The following is a 21,999-nucleotide window of genomic DNA, read 5'->3' on the forward strand; positions in this document are numbered from 1 at the left end:
GCGCGGGCACTCGGACGGCCAGGACCGCAGGCCTTGATCCCCAGCGAAGAACCACTCACCGAGGAGCGAGCTTTGACCGAGAACAACCAGAAGCCGTTGACCACGGCTGCCGGCGCGCCGGTTGCCGACAACCAGAACTCCCTGACGGCCGGTCCGCGCGGTCCGATGCTCCTGCAGGACGTCTGGTTCCTGGAGAAGCTCGCGCACTTCGACCGTGAGGTCATCCCGGAGCGCCGGATGCACGCCAAGGGCTCGGGCGCGTTCGGCACCTTCACGGTGACCCACGACATCACGCGGTACACGAGCGCCAAGATCTTCTCCGAGATCGGCAAGAAGACCGACCTGTTCGTCCGGTTCTCCACCGTCGCGGGTGAGCGCGGCGCGGCCGACGCCGAGCGCGACATCCGCGGCTTCGCCCTGAAGTTCTACACGGACGAGGGCAACTGGGACCTGGTCGGGAACAACACCCCGGTCTTCTTCTTCCGCGACCCGCTGAAGTTCCCGGACCTCAACCGCGCGGTGAAGCGCGACCCGCGCACCAACCTCCGCGACGCCGAGAACAACTGGGACTTCTGGACCAACCTCCCCGAGGCCCTGCACCAGATCACGATCGTGATGTCCGACCGCGGCATCCCCGCCTCGTACCGGCACATGCACGGCTTCGGCTCGCACACCTACAGCCTGGTCAACGCCGAGGGCGAGCGGTTCTGGGTCAAGTTCCACCACCGCACCCAGCAGGGCATCAAGAACCTCACCGACGCCGAGGCCGAGGCCCTCGTCGGCAAGGACCGCGAGTCCCACCAGCGCGACCTCTACGACGCCATCGAGAACGGCGACTTCCCGAAGTGGAAGCTGTTCGTCCAGGTCATGCCGGAGGCCGACGCGGAGAACTACCGCTTCCACCCCTTCGACCTCACCAAGGTCTGGTCGAAGAAGGACTACCCGCTGATCGAGGTCGGCGAGTGGGAGCTCAACCGCAACCCCGAGAACTACTTCGCGGACGTCGAGCAGGCCGCCTTCACCCCGGCGAACGTGGTTCCGGGCATCAGCTACTCGCCCGACCGGATGCTGCAGGGCCGGCTCTTCTCCTACGGTGACGCCCAGCGCTACCGCCTCGGCGTGAACCACCACCAGATCCCCGTCAACGCCGCGAAGAACCCGGTGAACACCTACCACCGCGACGGTGCCATGCGGGTCGACGGCAACCAGGGATCCACCCCGGGCATCGAGCCCAACTCGTACGGACGCTGGCCGGAGCAGCCGGCCTACCGCGAGCCGAGCCAGGCCGTGGGCGCCGTCGCCGACCGGTTCAACTTCCGGGAGGACGACGACAACTACTTCGAGCAGCCCGGCAACCTGTTCCGCCTGATGAGCTCCGAGCAGCAGCAGGTTCTCTTCGCCAACACGGCGCGCGCCATCAACGGCGCGTCGGAGCAGACCGTCGCACGGCACATCGCCAACTGCACCAAGGCCGACCCGGCCTACGGCGAAGGCGTCCGCAAGGCGATCGAGGCCCTGGCCGCCGGCAGCCTCTGAGCCCCGACCGCGGGGCGCGCTCCGCGCCCCGCACCGTGCCCGGCGCGGGCCGCCGCTCCGCGGCCCGCGCCGGGGCGGGCACAGCCACCGCCCGACGGCCGGCCCCACGGGCGCGGCCGGCGGGACCGCTCGATCAGGAGAGGTGCGCATGAGCAGTGACGGTCTGACTCCTGAGCAGACGGAACGCGTCATGGCCATCGCCATGGAACTGGCCCGGGAGGGCGACACCGAGGAACTGGTGGGGTTCGTGGAACACGGGCTGCCGGTGGACACGGCCGACGCGGCCGGCAACACCCTGCTCATGCTCGCCGCCTACCACGGCCACGCCGACACCGTGCGGGCCCTGATCCGGCTCGGTGCCGACCCGGATCTGCGCAACGCCCGTGACCAGGCTCCCCTCGCCGGCGCCCTGTTCAAGGGCGCGGACGAGGTGGTCGAGGTACTGCGGGAGGCCGGCGCGGACCCGGACTCCGGCACACCGACCGCGCGGGCCGCGGCGTCCATGTTCGGCCGCGCCCACCTGCTCGCGCGCTGATCCACCGGGGCCCGCACACACGCGGCCGGCCACCGTCACCGTGACCGCTCGGTCCGGGCCCGGTTTGACCGGTCAGGCCGCGCCCCCGTAACCTTGACCGTCGGCGTGTCCATCGGGACCGCCACATTCCCGTAAACCTCTTCCTCCCGGGTGCATGGACTGGCTCGGGAGAGGTTGCCCGCGTGTCTGTACGGTCGGGCGGCTGGCCTGCGGGGGTGCCGTTCTTCGAGTGAGAGAGAGATCCGCGTGTACGCCATCGTGCGCAGCGGTGGTCGCCAGCACAAGGTTGCTGTCGGCGACATCGTTGAGGTTGACAAGATTTCCACCGCCAAGGTCGGCGACACGGTCGAGCTCTCGACCCTGCTCCTCGTCGACGGCGACTCCGTGACCAGCGACCCGTGGGTGCTGGGCGGCGTCAAGGTCCAGGCCGAGGTCGTGGACCACCACAAGGGCCAGAAGATCGACATTCTGCGCTACAAGAACAAGACCGGCTACCGCCGTCGTCAGGGCCACCGCCAGCAGTACACGGCGATCAAGGTCACTGAGATCCCCACGGCTGCGAAGTAAGGGACTGAGGAGAGATGGCACACAAGAAGGGCGCATCGTCCACCCGGAACGGTCGCGACTCCAATGCCCAGCGGCTCGGCGTGAAGCGCTTCGGCGGTCAGGTCGTCAACGCGGGTGAGATCCTCGTCCGCCAGCGTGGCACCCACTTCCACCCGGGCGCCGGCGTCGGCCGTGGTGGCGACGACACGCTGTTCGCGCTGGCTGCCGGTTCGGTGCAGTTCGGCACCCACCGTGGCCGCAAGGTCGTGAACATCGTTCCGGTCGCCTGACCGGAAGCTTTCGCGAGGCGGACCTCACTTCCCTGGCGGGAAGGCGGGTCCGCCTTTCGCGTGTTAACCAGGAAACACGTACGTACGTACACCGCACTGTCTCTGGAGGCACCCCACATGACCACCTTCGTGGACCGCGTCGAGCTGCATGTCGCCGCGGGTAGCGGAGGTCACGGCTGTGCCTCCGTCCACCGTGAGAAGTTCAAGCCGCTGGGCGGACCCGACGGCGGGAACGGCGGACGGGGCGGCGACGTGATCCTCACCGTCGACCAGTCCGTGACCACGCTGCTCGACTACCACCACTCCCCGCACCGCAAGGCCACCAACGGCAAGCCCGGCGAGGGCGGCAACCGCAGCGGCAAGGACGGCCAGGACCTGGTCCTGCCGGTGCCGGACGGGACCGTCGTCCTGGACAAGGCGGGCAACGTGCTCGCCGACCTGGTGGGGCACGGGACCTCCTACATCGCCGCCCAGGGCGGCCGGGGCGGGCTCGGGAACGCCGCCCTCGCCTCCGCGCGGCGCAAGGCGCCCGGGTTCGCGCTCCTCGGTGAGCCGGGGGACCTGCGGGACATCGGCCTGGAGCTGAAGACCGTCGCCGACGTGGCGCTGGTCGGTTATCCGAGCGCGGGCAAGTCCTCGCTGATCTCCGTGCTCTCCGCCGCCAAGCCCAAGATCGCCGACTATCCGTTCACCACCCTCGTGCCCAACCTGGGTGTCGTCACGGCCGGTTCGACCGTCTACACCATCGCCGACGTGCCGGGGCTCATCCCGGGCGCCAGTCAGGGCAAGGGCCTCGGGCTCGAGTTCCTGCGGCACGTGGAGCGGTGCAGCGTGCTCGTGCACGTGCTGGACACGGCGACGCTGGAGTCCGACCGCGACCCCGTCTCCGACCTCGACATCATCGAGGAGGAACTGCGGCAGTACGGCGGTCTCGACAACCGTCCCCGGGTCGTCGTCCTCAACAAGACCGACGTGCCGGACGGCAGGGACCTCGCCGAGATGGTGCGCCCCGATCTGGAGGCACGCGGCTACCGCGTCTTCGCGGTGTCCGCCGTCGCCCACCTCGGGCTGCGGGAGCTGTCGTTCGCGCTGGCCCAGCTGGTGGCCGAGTCGCGGGCCGCCCGCCCGAAGGAGGAGTCCACACGCATCGTCATCCGGCCGAAGGCCGTGGACGACGCCGGGTTCACCGTCACCCGCGAGGACGAGGGCCTGTTCCGGGTGCGCGGCGAGAAGCCCGAACGCTGGGTCCGCCAGACCGACTTCAACAACGACGAGGCCGTCGGCTACCTCGCCGACCGGCTCAACCGGGTCGGTGTGGAGGCGGCGCTGATGAAGGCCGGCGCCCGGTCCGGCGACGGTGTCGCCATCGGCCCCGAGGACAACGCGGTCGTCTTCGACTGGGAGCCGACGGTGACCGCCGGTGCGGAGATGCTCGGCCGGCGCGGCGAGGACCACCGTTTCGAGGAGCCCCGCCCGGCCGCCCAGCGCCGCCGCGACCGGCAGGCCGAACGGGACGAGGCCGAGCAGGCGTACGACGACTTCGACCCGTTCCGCGACAAGTCGTAGCGCCCGCGGGGCCGGTGGGGGCGGCGAGGGGCCGCTCCGGCGGCGGGATTCCTGACCGCCGCCCGCCGCTCACCGCGAGGACCCGCCCGGGCCACGGGACGTTCCCGTGCCGGGGCGGGTCTCCTCCGCGGCCACCACCTGTCCGGCATCCGCCGGGACGGCATCGACGCGCGGGTGCGGGTGGTGGACACCGTGGCGGAGCCGCAGGCCACGCCGAGGACCCCGGCCGGGCCGCGGGTCGGTGCCGTCCCGGCCCGGCGTGCACCCCGTCCGGCACCGCGGCCCGACGGGAGGAGCCCGGCACTCACGCGGGGCCCGGGCTCCTCTCACGGCATCCTCGGCGAACCGCCCTGCCGTCCCTCGGCATGGACACGGAACGTATGCGAGAAGAACCCCCGGCCACCGGCACCGCCGTCCCCCGCTGCCCGCCGGCACCCGCCTGCTGCACATGGGCCCGCACACGACCGGCACCACCACCGCCGTCCGGGGCGCGCTGTTCGCCGCGAAGGAGGGGAGGGCGCGGCACGGCGCCGACTTCCCGGCGCACAGCCGGCACCCGGCCGAGGCTGTCCTCGCCGCCTGCGCCCGGCCCGCGACGACGGGGGACACCGCCCCTACTGGGCGTCACTGGCAGCGGCTGCTGGACCGGGTGCGGGCCACCGGGGAGCGCACCTCCGTGATCAGCAGCGAGTTCCTCGCGGACGCCGAGGGCGGGACGGCCCCGGCCCGGATCGTCGAGCGGCCCGGCGGAGACCGGCTGCACGTCCTGGTCACCCTGCGGTCCCTGACGCGGGTCGTGCCCCCGCAGCGGCAGCAGTGCGTGCGGAACGGGCTGCGCACGGAGTACGAGCAGTGGCTGGAGCACGTGTTCCGCCGGCCCCCGTACGGCAGCCCCAGCTCCTGGCGCCGGCACCGGCAGGACCGGCTGGTCGAGCGGTGGGCCGGGGCGACCGGGCCGGACCGGGTGACCGTCGTGGTGGTCGACGACCGCGACCGGGACGCGCTGGTGCGCGCCTTCGAGGCGCTGCTCGGACTCCCCGCGGGAGTGCTGCGGCCGGTTCCGGAGACCGCGAACCGTTCCCCGACCCTTGCCGAGACCGAAATGCTGCGGAATCTTGACAAGGAATTCCGCGGTAATGACCTTCCGGAAGAGCTGTATTCGAGGCTTGTGCGGCACGGTGCCGTCGCACGTATGAAGAACGCGTGCAGCCCCACCCCGCAGGACGTGAAGATCCGCACCCCGCAATGGGCCCTGGAGGCCGCGGCCGGGAGCGGCGCCGGGGCGGCCGCGCGGATCGGCGGCATGGGCGTACGGGTCCTCGGCGACCTGGAAACGCTGTCCCGCGTACCGGAAGTCCGCGGGGCCGGCGGGCGAGCCGCGGCTCGCTCCCGAAGCGGTCGCGCGGACCCTGTCCGGATCGCTCGCCGCGGTCACCGCGGCGAACGGCGCCGACAAGGGGCGTAGCGTCCACCGGACATCGTCGAAGGAACTCGTGAAGGTCCTCGGTCACCGCTGCCTCGAACGACTGCGTCTGCGCGGAACGCGCCGGAGGCGCCCCGTCCGCCACGCCCGGTGAGCGGACGACTCCTGTGGAGTTACTCACAACAACTCACGGGGTGTTCCGGAAACCGCCACCGGCACCAGGGGCCCCGGGTGAATGACAGGTTGCGCGCACATATGCGGCAGAGGTCGCTCACCTTGCACTGCGGTAACCACAAGTGGGACCATTTCGAAGTTCCCTGTCGCCCCAAGGTAGGTCACTTGTGTCCCAGCACGTAGCCAAGCCCCGTACCACCGCAGTGATCCTGGCCGGTGGCACCGGCCAGCGGGTGGGTCTTTCGATCCCCAAGCAGCTGCTGAAGATCGCCGGCAAGGCAGTCATCGAGCACACCCTGACCACCTTCGAGAACACCGACTCGATCGACGACATCATCGTGCTGATGGCGCCGGGTTATGTGCCCGACGTCGAGAAGATCGTCGCCAGGGCCGGCTTCGGGAAGGTCACCCGCGTCATCGAGGGCGGCTCGACGCGGAACGAGACCACCGAGCGGGCCATCTCGGCCCTCGGCGAGGGCCTGGCCGAGGGCGAGGACCGCAACGTCCTCTTCCACGACGCCGTCCGCCCCCTGCTGTCGCAGCGCGTCATCGACGACTGCGTGAGCGCCCTGGAGCGCTACCAGGCCGTCGACGTGGCCATCCCGTCCGCCGACACCATCATCGTCACGCGGACGCACGGCGAGGATGGCGAGTTCATCACCGAAATCCCCGACCGCTCCCGGCTGCGCCGCGGGCAGACCCCGCAGGCGTTCAAGCTGTCCACGATCCGCCGTGCCTACGAGGTCGCCGCCGACGACCCCAACTTCCAGGCCACGGACGACTGCTCGGTCGTGCTCAAGTACCTGCCCGACGTGCCGATCCACGTCGTGGCGGGCGACGAGTACAACATGAAGGTCACCCAGCCGGTCGACGTCTTCATCGCCGACAAGCTGTTCCAGCTCGCCTCCACCGCCACCCCCGAGCAGATGGGGGAGGACGCCTACCGCGAGCTGCTCACCGGCAAGACGGTCGTCGTCTTCGGCGGTTCGTACGGCATCGGCAAGGACATCTGCGGGCTCGCCGAGTCCTACGGCGCCACCGTGTACGCGCTCGGCCGCTCCACCACCGGCACCCACGTGGAGAACCCGGAGGAGGTCGACGACGCGCTGTCCAAGGCGTACGCCGAGACCGGCCGCATCGACTACGTCGTCAACACGGCCGGTGTGCTGCGCATCGGGAAGCTGGCCGAGACCGACAACGCCACCATCGAGGAGGCGCTGAAGGTCAACTACCTGGCACCCGTGCAGATCGCACGGTCGGCGTACAAGTACCTCGCCGAGAGCAGGGGCCAGCTGCTGCTCTACACCTCCAGCAGCTACACCCGGGGGCGCGCCGAGTACAGCCTCTACTCCTCGACCAAGGCCGCGATGGTCAACCTCACCCAGGCCCTGGCCGACGAGTGGGCCGGCGAGGGCGTCCGCGTCAACTGCGTCAACCCGGAGCGCACCGCCACGCCGATGCGGACCAAGGCTTTCGGTCAGGAGCCTGCGGGCAGCCTGCTGTCCTCCGAGGCGGTGGCCCGCACCTCCCTGGACGTGCTGCTCTCCGAGCTCACCGGCCATGTCATCGACGTGCGCCAGCAGGACCCGACGGCGGGTGCCGCCCGTGCCAGCGGTTTCGAGCAGGCGCTGGCGTCGGTGCTGGACCGTCAGGACGGCGTGTAATAATCGACGGCAAATAGACTCCGGTAATTCAGGCCTCTGCGGCCTCCCGTTCACGCAGCTCCTGCGCGGGTGCTCGCGGGGGCCTGAATCCGTCGCTCACGAATTACCCCCAGGCACAAACCGGCACTCACCCTCCAAGAGCAGGTTTCTCCGTTGATATCCACCGCTATTCGCGTCGCCCGGGTGGGCAGCGCGGCCGAGCTGGCCGCGGCGGCCCTCATGATGCTGGGCTTCCCCTGCCTCATGCTGGCCGCGCTCGTCCCGAGCGTCCCCGCCTTCGCGGCAGCGGCCGCCGTGACGTACCTGGCGGACCACTATCTGCACCGCAGGGGCAGCTACCTGGTCAACCGCCTCAGCAAGGTGCGGGCGGGCCTGTCGATCCGCTTCCTGATCCGGCAGCTGCTGCTGGTCCTGCTGCTGGCCCGGTTGTCCCTCGCGGACGACCTGATCTACTACGGGGCGATCGCCTGCTTCATCGCGTTCTACGGCCTCCAGGCCCCGCACGGCGCGCTGACCACGCTGATCCGCAACCGCCGGCGCATGCCGGTGGCCACCCGCAACGTGGACCTGGCGTCCCGCGTCCGGATCCCGGACGCGCCGCCGCGCGTGCTGATGAACCGCGCCGCCGAGAAGATGCTCCACCTCGACCTGGCGGCGGTCGGCGGCATTCTGCTCGCCGCGGCCCTCGACACGGCCGCCGTCGGGTTCGCCGGCATCGGCGTCACGGTCGCCCTGGGCCTCGGGTACGTGCTGGTCCTGGTGCCCTACGTACGCGGCCGGCGGGTACCGCCGAAGGCCGACCAGGTCCTGGCGGCGGTCGACGACTGGCTGCGTGAGTACCGGCCGCAGACCGTGCTGTACTTCTCCGGCTCCAAGGACTCCACGTACCAGGTCAACATGTGGCTGGAGACCATGGAGCAGCTGGACACGCGGCCGCTGGTCGTCCTGCGCGAGCGGGTCATACTGAACAACCTGGCACCCACCACGGTCCCGGTCGTCTGCGTGCCCGGAGGGGTGCACCTGATGAACCTGGACCTGTCCACGGTGCGGGTCGCGCTGTACGCGGCGAACGTCGGCAAGAACATCCACCTGCTGCGCGTACCCACCATGAAGCACGTCTTCATCGGCCACGGGGACAGCGACAAGCTCGCCAGTGTCAACCCGTTCAGCAAGGTCTACGACGAGGTGTGGACGGCCGGCCGCGCGGGCCGCGACCGCTACGCCATCGCCGACGTCGGTGTCCGTGACGACGACATCGTCGAGGTCGGCCGCCCGCAGCTGGCCCCCATCGAGACCCGGCAGGCCACGGGCTCCGCGAAGGGGCACCGCCCGACGGTTCTGTACGCCCCCACCTGGGAGGGCTGGGACGACAACCCGGGCAACACCTCGCTGCTGCTGGCCGGTGAGAACATCGTGAAGCGGCTGATCACGGCCGACCCCGCGGTCCGTGTGCTCTACAAGCCGCACCCCTTCACCGGCACCCGCAGCGCGCAGGCCAAGGCCGCCCACGAGCGGATCACCGCGCTGATCGAGGGGGCCGCCGCCGAGCGCGCCGCCGACCCCCGTTTCACCGTCGACACGGCGGCACAGGACCGGGCGCGGGGCGAACTGGCCCGTGTCGAGGCCCGGCTGGCCGAACTGACCGGCTCCGCCCACAAGGGCGACGAGGCCGAGGTCAGCCGCGACGGCGTCATCGACGTGGCCCTGCACGAGGAGACCGCCCGGCTGCGCGCCGAGTGGAACACCGCCTACTGGAACTCCTTCCCCGACTGGGAGCACCGCGTCATCACGGGCGCCGAGCCGCGCCTGTACGACTGCTTCAACGTGTCCGACGCGATGGTCTCCGACATCTCCAGCGTCGTCTCCGACTTCATCGCCAGCGGCAAGCCGTACGCGGTCACCGACTCGGCCGGGCTGGGCGCGGAGGAGTTCAAGCGGCAGAACACGGCGGTGCGCGCCGCGGTGATCCTCTCCAACGACGCGGCCGGGCTGGCCGAGCTGCTCGAGGCGGTCCGCAGCCCGGAGGCCGACCCCCTGGCCGGGGAGCGGGGCGAACTCAAGCGCTACCTGCTGGGACCGGACGAGCCGACGTCCATCGACCAGTTCAACGCGGCGGTCGCACAGCTCGCCCGGAAGGCCGAGACGCGCAACCTCGGCCAGGAGTCCCGTGTCACGGTCGGCGGCCCGGACGTGGAGCCGGCGGACGCGCTGCCCGCACAGCCGGCGTCCGTCACCGGCGAGCCGGACGGCGCCGGGGCGAACTGACCGGATCCGGACACCCGGAACCCTCTCTGGACACCTGACAGGGCTCGGCCCCCGAGGACCAACTCCTCGGGGGCCGAGCCCTTTCGTGTCCGCGCCCGCCGACGGTTTCTCTCAACACCGTTGTGGCGTGGGCCACTTGTGGGGTGGGGCGAGGCAACCCTCTACCTCGAACACACATCTAACAGGCAGAGAATGAGGCGATACAAAGGGAAATATCCCGTAACGAGGAGGAAACGTGACCGTGGCGCAGCCTGATGTCACCGTGGTCATCGGGGCGTACGAGGCGATGCCGTACCTGGTCGAGTGCCTCGCCTCGGTGGAGGCGCAGACCGTCGACCCGGAGCGCGTCGAGGTCGTCGCCGTCGACGACGGCTCGACGGACGGCACGGGGGAGTACCTGGAGGAGTTCGCGGACCGTGCGCCCATGCGGGTCACGGTGATCCGGCAGGCGAACTCGGGCGGCCCCAGCGGCCCGCGCAACGTCGGTCTGGACAAGGCGGCCGGACGCTACGTGTTCTTCCTGGACGCCGACGACCGGCTGGGCCCCGAGGCCCTCGAGCGGATGGTCGCCATGGCGGACCGGGCCGGCACCGATGTCGTCCTGGGGCGGATCGAGGGCGTCAACCGCGGCGCCCCGAAGTCGATGTGGGGCCGCACGGTGGAGCGCACCGACGTGCACTCCTCCAACATCATGTTCACCCTCAGCGCGCAGAAGCTGTTCCGCCGCGCCCTGCTGGACCGGCACGGCTTACGGTTCGACGAGTCGCTCCGCACCGGCGAGGACGCGCTGTTCACCATGGAGGCCTACCTCAGGGCGGACGGCGTCTCCGTGGTCGCCGACCACACCTGCTACTACCTGGTGGGCCGCGACGACGGCAAGCACGTGACCAAGAGCGGGAGTTACACCCTGCGGTTCGACTCCGCCCGCCTCCTGACACACCTGATCGCCGACCTCGTCCCCGAGGGCCCGCAGCGTGACCGGCTGATGGTGCGGCCCTTCACCGTCACCCTGCTCCCGCAGTTCGGCCCCCGGTTCCTCAAGGACAGCGCACAGGTGCGGCGGCACAAACTGGAGCTGGCGAAGCCGCTGACGGACGCCCACTGGACCGAGGGCGTCGCCCGGCACCTGAAGGTCGAGGAACGGCTGCGGATGCACCTGGTGGCTCAGCAGCACCTCGGACTCCTCACCGACGCGGTGAAGTTCACGGCGTCGAAGAAGCAGGCGCCGGCCCTGCTGGAGCGGCGGGGCCGACGCGTCTACCTCGCCTACCCGCACTTCCGCGACCGGGCGGCAGGCATCCCCGACTCCGTCTACCTCGCCGCGCCCCGCGAGGCCCGCGCCTTCCCCGGTTACCGCGAGGGCGGCACGAACACCGTCCTGCGCCGCGCCGCCCGCCGGGCCCGCCGCCTGCTGGCCTCCGGGGAGAAGGTCACACCGGAGGCCCCGACCGCGACGGCGGCGTGACGGGTCCCGCCGCCTCGGCGTCGGCGCCCGCGCCGGCACCGGAATCCCGGCGCTGGCCCGGCAGACCGGGCTGACCCGGCACACCGGGCAGCAGGTCCTCCGTGAGCCGCCGGGGGCGCGGATGCCGCTGCGCCCCGGCCTGTTCCCCGCGCGCCCCGTGGTGCAGGGCCGCCGCGTACAGGCCGCGCAGGGCCGCGTTGCAGCGCTCCTGGGACGCCGGTTCGTCGGGGCCCATCAACCGCAGTTTCAACTCCGCTCGGGCGTCCGCCAGTCCGTCCTTCTCCGGGTGCCGGACCGTCTCCAGCAGCGCCGGCACCCCGCTCGCGTCGGGGGACAGCACGGTCGCCGCCGCCACCGTCGGGAACTCGGCGCGGAAGGCCTCCTCGGACAGCCCGCTGGTGTTCGCCACCGCGTACGGCTTGCCACTGGCGAGGAAGTCGCCGATGACGCTGGACACATCGCTGATCAGCAGGTCCGCGGCGTTGAAGCAGGAGTACAGGGCGGGACGCACGCCCGTGACGATCTGGTGCTCGTCCACCGGCAGCGACGCCCAGTACGCCTCCTCCCAGGCCGCCGTGGCCCTCGCCACCGCCTCGGCCCGTCCGGGCGGCGGAGCGGACTGGGCCAGCATCCTCTCCACCTGGTCGGCTCCCTCCCGGACCCCGGCCGCCGTGAGCCGGTCCAGCTCCGCCGTGAGCCGCTCCAGCTCCGGGGCGGACCGCGCGGGTTGCGCGGACGCCGAGGGCCGTTCCCGGTTCGCCGCCCGGACCAGCTCCCGGATGCGCCGGTCCGCGGCACCCGCCGCCGGCTGCACCGAGCCGGTCAGCGGGTGCGGCTTGTACAGCAGCCGCACGGCCGGATCCGCGAGCAGCGCCCGTACCAGGTTCTCCCCGGCCGTGACCACCGAGGTGTTGCCCGGATGGCCGTCCCAGCCCTCCCAGGTCGGCGCGTACAGCACAGTGGTGCGGGCATCGGCGGCCGGCGGGCCCGACCGGGGGCGTACGGCGTCCAGCTGGGGACGGCCGATCTCCACCACGTCCTTGTCCTCCACCCCCACCGCCGCCCGCGCGTACCGCTCACGCGCCTGCGGACCGGCCACCCACACCTCGTCGTACGCCTTCGCGTACGGGTTGCAGGAGGACAGCTTGTCGCTCTCGCCGTGGTTGACGAAGGCGTGTTTGATCGTGGGGATGCGCAGCACCTGCGAGGTCTTGCCGGAGTTCGACGGATGGATGAGGACCCGCAGCGTGGAGTGCTCGAGCCGCATGAGGGTGGACACCTTCGGCAGGCACACGACGGGGAGGTCGGTCGCCGCGATCCGCGCCACCATGAACCGCTCGCGCAGGATGACGACAGGCCGCCCCTCGAGCCTGCTCATCGTCTCCAGCCACATGTTGGCCTGATAGGCGGAGGACGCCCCGCCGGAGAAGTACAGGCCCACCGTGGGCCGGTAGTCGGCCAGCCAGGCGTCGAACCAGTCGAGCACCTCCTGCTCGCCCGCCGGACGCCGGGAGGGCAGCAACCGCACCAGCAGCACGCCCAGCCCCGCCGCCGCGAGTACCACCGACACCGCGGTCCCGGCCGCCGCGGGCAGGGGCTCCCCGGTCACCGCCGCCGTGGCCAGGCCGGCGGTCGTGGGCAGGCCGAGGAGCAGCAGCCGGTGGCCGGGACGGCGCAGCGGTGCGGCCGGGGCGGGGGACAGGCGCAGCGCCGAGGCGTCGATGTTCCGGGTCAGCACCGGCAGCGTGCGGGTGCGGCGGACCAGTACGGACACCGCCTGGATCGCGCAGTGCAGCGCGTAGCAGGCGAGCAGACCGGCGACCGGCCACGCGAACTGCTGCTCCCGGCCGTGTTCCCCGAGCCGCAGCAGACCCACCACCAGGAGCAGATCACGCAGTACATGACGGACGGTGACGTCCGCGTGCGACTTGGCCAGCAGCGACAGCATGCCGGGCTGCCACCGGTACAGCACGCCCTCGACCGCCAGGGACACGGCGGTCGCGGCGAGCAGCAGCGGGACGTCGGGGAGCAGGGCCCCGGCCGCCTGCGCCGCGAAGGCACCGGCCAGGACGGCCGCCATCAGGACCTTGGCGACGAGCGGACGGCCGGACGGGCGGGAGGAGGCACGGCGCCGGCGGACGCCCGCCGTGAGCCGGCGGCGGGACCGGGACAGCCGGCCGGACCGGGACGGCCGGCCGGATCGGCACAGGGGCAGGGGCACGCGGTCACTCCAGGGGACGTCGCAGACACGGACGTCCGGGTTAACGCGTACCGACGTCCGGACGACACGCGCGTGTCCGCAACGTGTGGAGTGACCGCCTGCTGTGGGGCCCCGGGAGGACCCGGGGTCCCCGAAGGGCCGGCCCTACCTGCGCCCGCCCTGGAGGGCGCGTCGCAGCGGGCGGCCCACGACCCGGCGGGCCCTGCGGTACACCGAGCCGGAGGCGGGGGCGACCACGGTGGTCTTCGCGGCGCCGGTCTTGGTCCCCGTCTTGGCCGCGGACTTGCTCTTCGCCTTGACGGCGGCCAGTTCCTTCTTCAGCCTGGCGTTGTCCGCGCCCAGTTCACTGACCCGGGTGTGCAGCCAGCCGAAGCGCGCGACGAGCGAGGCCGGGTCGGTCTCGGTCCACGGGCGGACACCGTCGGGGAAGTCCAGCGAGCGCAGCTTCTTCTCGTGGGCCGCGCCACCGTCGCCGTGCGTGAACGTGTTGTCCAGCCCGTTGCGGTCGAGGAACGACGTGAACCGCTCGAACCGCTCCTGGTGGTTGCCGGTGAGCGCGCCGAGGTCGGTCTCCTCGTACAGCCGCGCCGGATCGATGTCCTCGGGCAGCTTGTCGAGGGTGTGGTGCGGGATCTCGAAGTAGCGGCACAGCTCCAGCGTGCGCGAGTCCGAGCACAGCACGTTGGCGGGCGTACCGGCCAGCAGCGCCGCGATGTTGCCGTGGATGCGGGAACCGAAGGAGAAGTCGAAGTCCCGCAGGTCGTCGATCCAGGTCACCGGGTCGATGTAGACGCGGGCCTTGCCCTCCCGGTACATCGGGTGCTCGGGGTGCGTCGGCATCCCGGTGACCTTCCCGTTCGGGTCGGACAGGTCCCGCCAGTGCAGCTGCATCGCGTCGCTGAGGTTCTGGCCTATGAACCGCAGGTTCGGGTAGCGGGCGTGGGTGCGGGTGATGACCCGGTCCAGGCCCTGGTTGCGGACCGCGTTGTGCGAACCGTTGACCGCTATGCGGGAGTCCGCGGTCAGCTCCTGCGCACGCTTCCGTACGCCGAGTTCCTTGCCGTACATGAACAGCGAGGGACAGCCGATGACCTCGACGTCCTTGAAGCCCAGGTCGTTCAGGTACTTCTCGGTGAACTCGCCGCGCACACCGATCGAGGCGCTGCGGTCCAGCACGGCGGAGACGAACTCGCGCACCGACGGCTCCATCGGCTTCAGCCGCGCCGGGTCGTAGTCGAGACCCGCCTGCGCGCCGATGCCGACGACGACCACCGGGATCTTCAACTGGCTGATCAGCCGCGTCAGCCGCCGCAGACTCGGTTCGAAGGACGGCCGGAAGGCATTGGCGAGCGGTACGACGAAGGCGTCGTACTCCTCGTTGATGCGTCCCGCGGGAGTCCCGTCGGCCCGGATGCCGTTGGAGACCACCGTGGTGTGCGGTGTCTCGAGGATCTTGTGCGTGGCGTCGCTGAAGATCAGGTTGCCCGCGTTGCTGGCGATGACGTCGCGGTGGAGGGCTTCCTCGACCGAGAAGACGTCGTAGGGGCTCTTCCCCGACCTGAGGAGGATGCGCTGTATGCGAGAAGCGTTGGGTGACACGGAGTTCACAATATGTTTCCGGAAGCTTTTATTTCTATAGGCAACCAATGCAATCTTTTTCACATGCGCGGTCCGTGAGGGAGCGGTCACGACGGGGTGTCCGGAGGCTGGACCGCCGGGCGTGCCCCGCCCCGCTTCGCGTAGATTGCCGGGCGAGGCGACCGAACGGCGTGAGGGGACGGGCGGCACAGTGGCAGGGGCAAGGCAGGCCGTGGGCGAGGCCCGCAGGATCGTCGTCAAGGTCGGGTCCTCGTCGCTGACGACCGCGGCGGGCGGACTGGACGCCGACCGGGTCGACGCGCTCGTCGACGTCCTCGCGAAAGTCCGCAGTGGGGGAGAGCGCGAACTCGTCCTCGTCTCCTCCGGCGCCATCGCCGCCGGGCTCGCCCCGCTGGGTCTCACCCGGAGGCCGCGCGACCTCGCCCGCCAGCAGGCCGCCGCCAGCGTCGGCCAGGGCCTGCTGATGGCCCGCTACACCGCCTCCTTCGCCCGCTACGGCGTCCGCGCCGGCCAGGTGCTGCTCACCTCCGACGACATGAGCCGCCGCGCCCACCACCGCAACGCCTCCCGCACCCTCGACAAGCTGCTCGCGATGGGCGCCTTCCCGGTCGTCAACGAGAACGACACCGTCGCCACCGACGAGATCCGCTTCGGCGACAACGACCGCCTCGCCGCCCTCGTCGCCCACCTGGTCCAGGCCGACCTGCTGGTCCTGCTGTCCGACGTGGACGGCGTGTACGACGGCGACCCCGCCCGGCCCGGCACCGTGCGGATCGCGCAGGTGCGGGGCCCCGAGGACCTCGCCCACGTCGAGATCGGCAGCGCCGGGAAGGCGGGCGTCGGCACCGGCGGCATGGCCACCAAGGTCGAGGCCGCCCGGATCGCCGCCGCCGCGGGCGTCCCGGTCGTGCTGACCAGCACCGTCCACGCGGGTGACGCCCTCGCCGGTGCGGACACCGGTACCTACTTCCACCCCACCGGCCGGCGCTCCGCCGGCCGGCTGCTCTGGCTCCAGCACGCGTCCACCCCGCAGGGCTCGCTCACCCTCGACGACGGCGCGGTGCGCGCGGTCGTGGAGCACCGCAAGTCGCTGCTGCCGGCCGGGATCGCGGGTGTCGAGGGCGATTTCGGCGCGGGCGACCCGGTCGAGCTGCGGGACCGCGCGGGGCGGCCGGTGGCCCGCGGCCTGGTCAACTTCGACGCCAAGGAGATCCCCCGGCTGATCGGCCGCTCCACCCGCGACCTCGCCCGCGATCTCGGTCCCGCGTACGAACGCGAGGTCGTACACAGGGACGATCTGGTGGTCCTGCACCCGTAAACGTGCCGGATCATCCGTCTCCCCGTGGTGGACGTTCCGTGAAACCGCCCCACGACGCCCGGCGGCCTGCTCAACTTTGTCCCAGGGACACATCCGCCCGGCCACCGGGGCCGGCCTGTGCGTGAAGGAGGCCGTCGTGAGACGAGTGCGCCCTGGGACGACGACGTCCCGCGGTGGTGTCGGCTCCCGCGCGGCCGGTGAGGAACGCGCCCTGACCAGCGTCGCGGCGGGCGACCGGTGCCTGGTCGGCGAGCCCCACGACCTCCCGCGCCTGTGGCACGTCACCCTCAGCGTCTCCGGCGGCCGGGCCCCGATCGCCGAGGTCCGCCGCGCCCTGGAACAGCTCGCCCACGACCACCCCTTCCTGCTGACCAGCCGCTATGCCGAGGACCACGCGGAGATCCGCTACTGGGAGGAGGCCCGCGACCTGCACGACGCCGCCGCCGTGGCGCTGCGGCTGTGGGGCGAGCACCGGCAGACCGCGGGACTGCCGCCCTGGGAGATCGTCGGCCTGGAGGTCATCGACCGGGCCACCTACCACCAGCGCATCGCCGCGGGCTACGGACCGGCGCCGGCGACGCCGGTGGGGGTGCACCCGTTCTGACACGAGGGGCCGGTCCGGCCCTCCGCGAGGCGACGGGCCCCTGCGCCGGCGGCGACGGGCCCCGTGTCTCGGGGTTCGGGACGACGGTGGTCCGGCCCCCCGGCCGCACTACCCTTCCCTCATGACCACGCTTTCGCCGTACGACTCGATGTCCCCGGTCGACCAGGCCGCCTACCGGGCCAGGGGGGCCGCCGCCACCCTCGCGCCGCTGCCGCGCGCGGCGAAGGACGACGCGCTGCTCGCCGTCGCGGACGCGCTGGAGGTCCGGGCGGGCGAGATCGTCGAGGCCAACGCCCAGGACGTCGCCAAGGCGCGCGAGGCCGGCATCGGCGAGGGCATGATCGACCGGCTCACCCTCACCCCGGAGCGGGTGCGCGCGATCGCCTCCGACGTGCGGGACGTGGCCGCGCTGCCCGACCCGGTCGGCGAGGTCGTCCGCGGCTCCACCCTGCCCAACGGCATCGACCTCCGGCAGGTCCGGGTGCCGCTCGGCGTCGTCGGGATCATCTACGAGGGCCGCCCCAACGTCACGGTCGACGCCGCCGCCCTGTGCCTGAAGTCCGGCAACGCGGTCCTGCTGCGCGGCTCGTCCTCCGCGTACCGGTCGAACACCGCGCTGGTCAGGGTGGTGCGCGACGCCGTGGGCGGCGCCGGGCTGCCCGCCGACGCCGTGCAGATGGTGCCCGGCGAGGGCAGGGACAGCGTGCGCGACCTGATGCGCGCCCGCGGCCTGGTCGACGTCCTCATCCCGCGCGGTGGCGCCTCCCTGATCAACACGGTCGTCCAGGAGTCGGTCGTCCCGGTCATCGAGACCGGCACCGGCAACTGCCACGTCTACGTCGACGCCCACGCCGACCTCGACACCGCCGTGGAGATCCTGATCAACTCCAAGGCCCAGCGGGTCGGCGTCTGCAACGCCGCCGAGACCCTCCTGGTCCACCAGGACATCGCTCCCGCGTTCCTGCCGCGCGCCCTGGACGCCCTGGCCGGGGCCGGGGTCACCGTGCACGCCGACGAACGGGTGATGGCGTACGCCAAGGACTCCGCGGCGACGGTCGTGGAGGCCACCACGGAGGACTGGGAGACCGAGTACCTCTCCCTCGACATCGCCGCGGCCGTCGTCGACTCGCTCGACCGGGCCGTGGAGCACATCCGGCTGTGGAGCTCCGGCCACACCGAGGCCATCGTCACCACCTCGCAGCCGGCGGCCCGCCGGTTCACCCAGCTGGTGGACTCCACCACCGTCGCCGTCAACGCCTCGACCCGGTTCACCGACGGCGGCCAGTTCGGCTTCGGCGCGGAGATCGGCATCTCCACCCAGAAGCTGCACGCCCGGGGGCCGATGGGGCTGCCGGAGCTGACCAGCACCAAGTACATCGTCACCGGCGACGGACACGTCCGCCGCTGACCCCGTCGGCCCGCCGCCCCGGGCTCCGGGGCAGCGGGACGAATATCCGTACCGTCTGACCAAATTGACCCCCCGGGTCTACTCTGGAGAGGTGCCGGAGGACGTGGGGGGCACGCCGTTCCCTGACGGCGGGGAGCCCGACGACGACCACGACCGCGGAGTGTCGGACGAAGAGTTCGACTCCGTGGTGTTCGACGAGGCCTTCATCGGCGCGGCCGTGGTCCACGAGCCGACCGCCGTCGAACGCCTCCTTGCCGCCGCCCGGGCCAGAGCAGAGGCCTCGGAGGCCGAGGCCCACCGTGCCCGCCCGAAGACCGAGCGGTACGACGACGGGGGCCGGGGGCGGTACGACCGCCGCCGGAGCGACGACTCCGGCGACCCGGACGACGGGACCGGCACCCCCGGGGAGGGCCGCGGCTTCACCGGGCGGCCCTACGGCAGACCGGTCCGCTGGCACCGCCCGGTCGCCTGGGTGCTCGCCCTCGTCATGGGCATCGGCACGGTCGCGCTCGCCTTCTCGGCCGTCTACCGGGGGTCCTCCGCCGACAACCGGCGGGACCCGGTGTCACCGCCCGCCTCGACCGGCCTGGAACAGGGCGGCGGGGGCGCGGCTCCGTCCGCCTCCGCCGACTACTCCCAGCCGGACGTCCCGGTGATCCCGAGCACCCCCTGACCGGTCACCGGCAGGTGTGACGGCAGGCCCGACGGCAGGTCCCGCCCAGGGCACCGGCCGGGGCGGGACCCCGTCACGACCTGACGCACGCCAGGGCGTTTGCGCGAGCCCACCGCGACCTACTCTGAAGATATGACAGGGCCTGCGGACCCGCCCGGAGGGCCACCCGAGGGGACCCCCGGAGGCGGCGAGGACGAGTACCGGTCCGTCGTCTTCGACGAGACCTTCGTCCGTGCTGCCCGCCTCCAGGAGTTCTCCGCCCAGGAGCGCATCACCGACCACACCCCCGCCGTACGCCGCCGGCCGCCCCGGCGCCGGGGCCTGTCCCGGCAGGTGCTGGTCCTCGTGGTGCTGATCGCCGTGGCCTTCGGCACCGCCGTCTACATGGGCGTACGGCATCCCTACCGGACGCCCGCGGTCTGGGCGGCCGCCGAGCCGCTGCGCATGACCGTGATCCCGCTCGCTCCCGAGGGCAAGGTGCCCGGCACCACCGATCCCGAACGTCTGTACGACAGTAGTCCGGCGGCGCAGTTCCGCATCGGCGCCGAGGGAGTGACGCTCCCGGCGTCCCGGAACACCGCGCACTTCTCGGACGGACAGGTCGTGACGGCGCTGCTCACCGCGAAGGACTACATCGTCCGGTCCGCGCTCGACCCCGAGGTGCTGACCGGAGGGGAGACCCGCGCCGTACGCGTCCTGCTCGACGCCGACCAGCAGGACCAGTTCGACCGGAGCTTCAGGCGGCCGGCCCCCGACGGACGGCACTCGCCCACCGGATGGCTCGTCCGCTTCGACCCCTCCCGCGCGGAGCTGGCCGACCGCAGGATCCGGGTCCAGGGCACCCTGCGGGCGTCCGAGGCCGACTCCGGCATCCTCGAGGTCACCGCGGACCACACCTCGGTGTACGCGCTGCGGCCGGCCGGCGCGGACCCGGGGGCCCGGGTGTCGCTCTTCACCGTCCGGCGCGAGCTGCACTTCCGCTTCGACCGCGAGGACCTGCGCCTGCACCAGGCACAGCTCGTCGCCTCCCACGTCCAGGCCGGCCCGCTGTCCTGCGCCGAGGACTCCGCGGGCCATCTGCGCCCCCTGCTGGCGGGCGGCACGGCCAAGGAGGGCGGCCCCGCCGGCACCGACCCGTACGCCACGGGCGGCCCCCGGGCCCTGTGCGGCTCGCTGGCGTCGGGGGCCCGGCCCACGGTGTGACGTCCGGACGCGGAGGTCCGTGGTGCCCGTGCCTCAGGAACCGTCGCGCGGCGGCCGGTCGTCCCCGGTGTCCGGGCCCGACGAGGTACCCGGCTCCTGCGGGCCGCCCTCGGTTCCCCGGGACCCGTCCGGGCCCTGCGCGGGCTTCGGGCCCGGGGACGTGAAGCCGCCGAAGCCGCGACGGACCCGGCCGCCCAGGTCCCCGGCGCCGCCCGCGATGTCGCTGACCAGCTTCATCAGCGGGTCCCTGGAGTTCTTCACGTCACCGGCATAACTGGTCGCGGAGTCGCGCCAGGAGTCCCGTACCGAGGTGTCCTTGTCCTCGTCGCGGCGCGGGTAGTGGCCGTCCATGACCCGCTGGTGGTCGCGGCTCTCCGCCCACTTCTTCAGCTCTGCGGCCCGCACGGTGGTGAACGGGTGGGAGCGGGGCAGCACGTTGAGGATCTTCAGCACGGAGTCGCGCAGGTCGCCCCCGGCGTCGTACTCCTCGGCCTGCTCCAGGAACGCGTCGACGTTCATCTCGTGCAGGTGGTTGCCACCGGCGATCTTCATCAGACCGCGCATCGAGGCCTGGAGGTCCTGACCGACCAGCAGCCCCGCCCGGTCCGCGGACAGCTCCGACTTGCGGAACCACTCGCGCAGCGCCGTCACGATCGCCATGACCGCGACGCTGCCCAGCGGGATCCACGCCACCCGCACCGCGAGGGACGTCAGGAACAGCAGGATGGTCCGGTACACCGAGTGCCCGGACAGCGCGTGCCCGACCTCGTGCCCGACGACGGCCCGCATCTCCTCCTCGTCGAGCAGCTCGACCAGACCCGTGGTGACCACGATGATCGGCTCGTCCAGGCCGATGCACATCGCGTTCGGCGTCGGGTCCTGGTTCACGTACATCGGCGGGACCTTCTCCAGGTCCAGGATGTAGCAGGCGTCCCGCAGCATGACGTTGAGGTGCGCGAACTGGCGTTCCGAGACGCGCACCGAGTCGGACAGGAAGAGCAGCCGCAGGCTGCGCTCGGGCAGCAGACCGCTCAGGGCCTTGAAGACCGTGTCGAAACCGGTCAGCTTGCGCAGCGCCACCAGGGCGGAGCGGTCGGCGGGGTGTTCGTACGCACGCGAGGAGATTCCGGGGAAGCGCCTGCGCTGCCTGCTCGGCACCTTCTCGTGCCCGTTGTGCTGATGGCCGTCGGACATGTGTCCCCCATGTGCGTCTGTGTGACCTTCGCGGTCCCTTGCGACCTGCGCGGTTGCCAGTACGGTCCCTCGGCGGTCCTCTGTTCGTTCCTTCACCCGCCCCGGGCGAAGCCCAGCCTAGGCGGAGAAGGCGTGGACCGGCAGACCGGTGGAGCGCAAGAGCGGCACGGCCGGGAGGCCGCGCGTGGAGCACGGTCACCGAGCCGCCCGGCTCCCCGGGAAGGACGACCAGGACCGCCGGATGGTTGCCTGAGCCGGCCGGGCCCCGGGGCCCCCGCGGGCCCGGGGGGGCGGGGCGGGGGCCCCCGCCGCGGG

17 protein-coding genes are annotated in these 21,999 nt (G+C 72.0%); 14 read left to right on the forward strand and 3 right to left on the reverse strand.

Annotated elements, in window-relative coordinates:
• The first annotated feature begins 72 nt into the window (after positions 1 to 72).
• The 9 genes from ORI94_RS18105 (at position 73) to ORI94_RS18145 (ending at position 11,464) form a co-directional block, all read left to right on the forward strand.
• Positions 73 to 1,536 carry a catalase gene (locus ORI94_RS18105; RefSeq protein ID WP_266076664.1) on the forward strand — a complete coding sequence of 488 codons (1,464 nt, stop codon included), beginning with the start codon at positions 73 to 75 and terminating at the stop codon, positions 1,534 to 1,536.
• Positions 1,537 to 1,684: 148 nt separating this feature from the next.
• Positions 1,685 to 2,071 carry an ankyrin repeat domain-containing protein gene (locus ORI94_RS18110; RefSeq protein ID WP_266076666.1) on the forward strand — a complete coding sequence of 129 codons (387 nt, stop codon included), beginning with the start codon at positions 1,685 to 1,687 and terminating at the stop codon, positions 2,069 to 2,071.
• Positions 2,072 to 2,317: 246 nt separating this feature from the next.
• Positions 2,318 to 2,638, forward strand: a complete 321-nt coding sequence (rplU, locus tag ORI94_RS18115; RefSeq protein ID WP_042172001.1) for a 50S ribosomal protein L21 — start codon at positions 2,318 to 2,320, stop codon at positions 2,636 to 2,638.
• Positions 2,639 to 2,652: 14 nt separating this feature from the next.
• Positions 2,653 to 2,907 carry a 50S ribosomal protein L27 gene (rpmA, locus tag ORI94_RS18120; RefSeq protein WP_042172004.1) on the forward strand — a complete coding sequence of 85 codons (255 nt, stop codon included), beginning with the start codon at positions 2,653 to 2,655 and terminating at the stop codon, positions 2,905 to 2,907.
• A 117-nt stretch (positions 2,908 to 3,024) separates the two neighbouring features.
• Complete coding sequence (obgE, locus tag ORI94_RS18125) at positions 3,025 to 4,473, forward strand: GTPase ObgE (protein WP_266076671.1); 1,449 nt, start codon at positions 3,025 to 3,027, stop codon at positions 4,471 to 4,473.
• A 448-nt stretch (positions 4,474 to 4,921) separates the two neighbouring features.
• On the forward strand, positions 4,922 to 5,938 hold the full coding sequence (locus ORI94_RS18130; RefSeq protein ID WP_266076673.1) for a hypothetical protein: 1,017 nt from the start codon (positions 4,922 to 4,924) through the stop codon (positions 5,936 to 5,938).
• A gap of 299 nt (positions 5,939 to 6,237) precedes the next feature.
• Positions 6,238 to 7,734, forward strand: a complete 1,497-nt coding sequence (locus ORI94_RS18135; RefSeq protein ID WP_266076676.1) for a bifunctional cytidylyltransferase/SDR family oxidoreductase — start codon at positions 6,238 to 6,240, stop codon at positions 7,732 to 7,734.
• A 153-nt stretch (positions 7,735 to 7,887) separates the two neighbouring features.
• Positions 7,888 to 9,999, forward strand: coding sequence for a hypothetical protein (locus ORI94_RS18140; RefSeq protein ID WP_266076677.1), 2,112 nt, complete (start codon positions 7,888 to 7,890; stop codon positions 9,997 to 9,999).
• 235 nt (positions 10,000 to 10,234) lie between these two features.
• Positions 10,235 to 11,464 (forward strand): glycosyltransferase family 2 protein, encoded by a 1,230-nt coding sequence (locus ORI94_RS18145; RefSeq protein WP_266076680.1) that lies wholly within the window; start codon positions 10,235 to 10,237, stop codon positions 11,462 to 11,464.
• On the opposite strand, the gene ORI94_RS18150 is transcribed toward ORI94_RS18145, so the two are convergent.
• Positions 11,430 to 13,544, reverse strand: a complete 2,115-nt coding sequence (locus ORI94_RS18150) for a hypothetical protein (protein WP_266076979.1) — start codon at positions 13,542 to 13,544, stop codon at positions 11,430 to 11,432. The genes ORI94_RS18145 and ORI94_RS18150 overlap by 35 nt on opposite strands.
• Before the next feature lie 285 nt (positions 13,545 to 13,829).
• A complete protein-coding gene (locus ORI94_RS18155; RefSeq protein WP_266076682.1) occupies positions 13,830 to 15,284 on the reverse strand; it encodes a polysaccharide pyruvyl transferase family protein in 1,455 nt (484 codons plus the stop codon).
• Between the two features lie 190 nt (positions 15,285 to 15,474).
• On the opposite strand from ORI94_RS18155, the gene proB reads away from it, so the two are divergent.
• The 5 genes from proB (at position 15,475) to ORI94_RS18180 (ending at position 20,490) form a co-directional block, all read left to right on the forward strand.
• Positions 15,475 to 16,602 (forward strand): glutamate 5-kinase, encoded by a 1,128-nt coding sequence (gene proB, locus ORI94_RS18160; protein WP_266076685.1) that lies wholly within the window; start codon positions 15,475 to 15,477, stop codon positions 16,600 to 16,602.
• 136 nt (positions 16,603 to 16,738) lie between these two features.
• Positions 16,739 to 17,206 carry a hypothetical protein gene (locus ORI94_RS18165; RefSeq protein WP_266076688.1) on the forward strand — a complete coding sequence of 156 codons (468 nt, stop codon included), beginning with the start codon at positions 16,739 to 16,741 and terminating at the stop codon, positions 17,204 to 17,206.
• Between the two features lie 121 nt (positions 17,207 to 17,327).
• Positions 17,328 to 18,614 (forward strand): glutamate-5-semialdehyde dehydrogenase, encoded by a 1,287-nt coding sequence (locus tag ORI94_RS18170; RefSeq protein WP_266076690.1) that lies wholly within the window; start codon positions 17,328 to 17,330, stop codon positions 18,612 to 18,614.
• 64 nt (positions 18,615 to 18,678) lie between these two features.
• A complete protein-coding gene (locus ORI94_RS18175) occupies positions 18,679 to 19,287 on the forward strand; it encodes a hypothetical protein (RefSeq protein ID WP_266076693.1) in 609 nt (202 codons plus the stop codon).
• A gap of 132 nt (positions 19,288 to 19,419) precedes the next feature.
• The gene (locus tag ORI94_RS18180) at positions 19,420 to 20,490 is read left to right on the forward strand and encodes a hypothetical protein (RefSeq protein ID WP_266076695.1); all 1,071 of its coding nucleotides are present in this window, start codon (positions 19,420 to 19,422) and stop codon (positions 20,488 to 20,490) included.
• A gap of 33 nt (positions 20,491 to 20,523) precedes the next feature.
• On the opposite strand, the gene ORI94_RS18185 is transcribed toward ORI94_RS18180, so the two are convergent.
• Complete coding sequence (locus ORI94_RS18185; RefSeq protein ID WP_266076697.1) at positions 20,524 to 21,684, reverse strand: M48 family metallopeptidase; 1,161 nt, start codon at positions 21,682 to 21,684, stop codon at positions 20,524 to 20,526.
• Positions 21,685 to 21,999 lie beyond the last annotated feature (315 nt).

This window comes from Streptomyces sp. NEAU-W12 (genome assembly GCF_026242095.1).
Classification (GTDB): domain Bacteria; phylum Actinomycetota; class Actinomycetes; order Streptomycetales; family Streptomycetaceae; genus Streptomyces.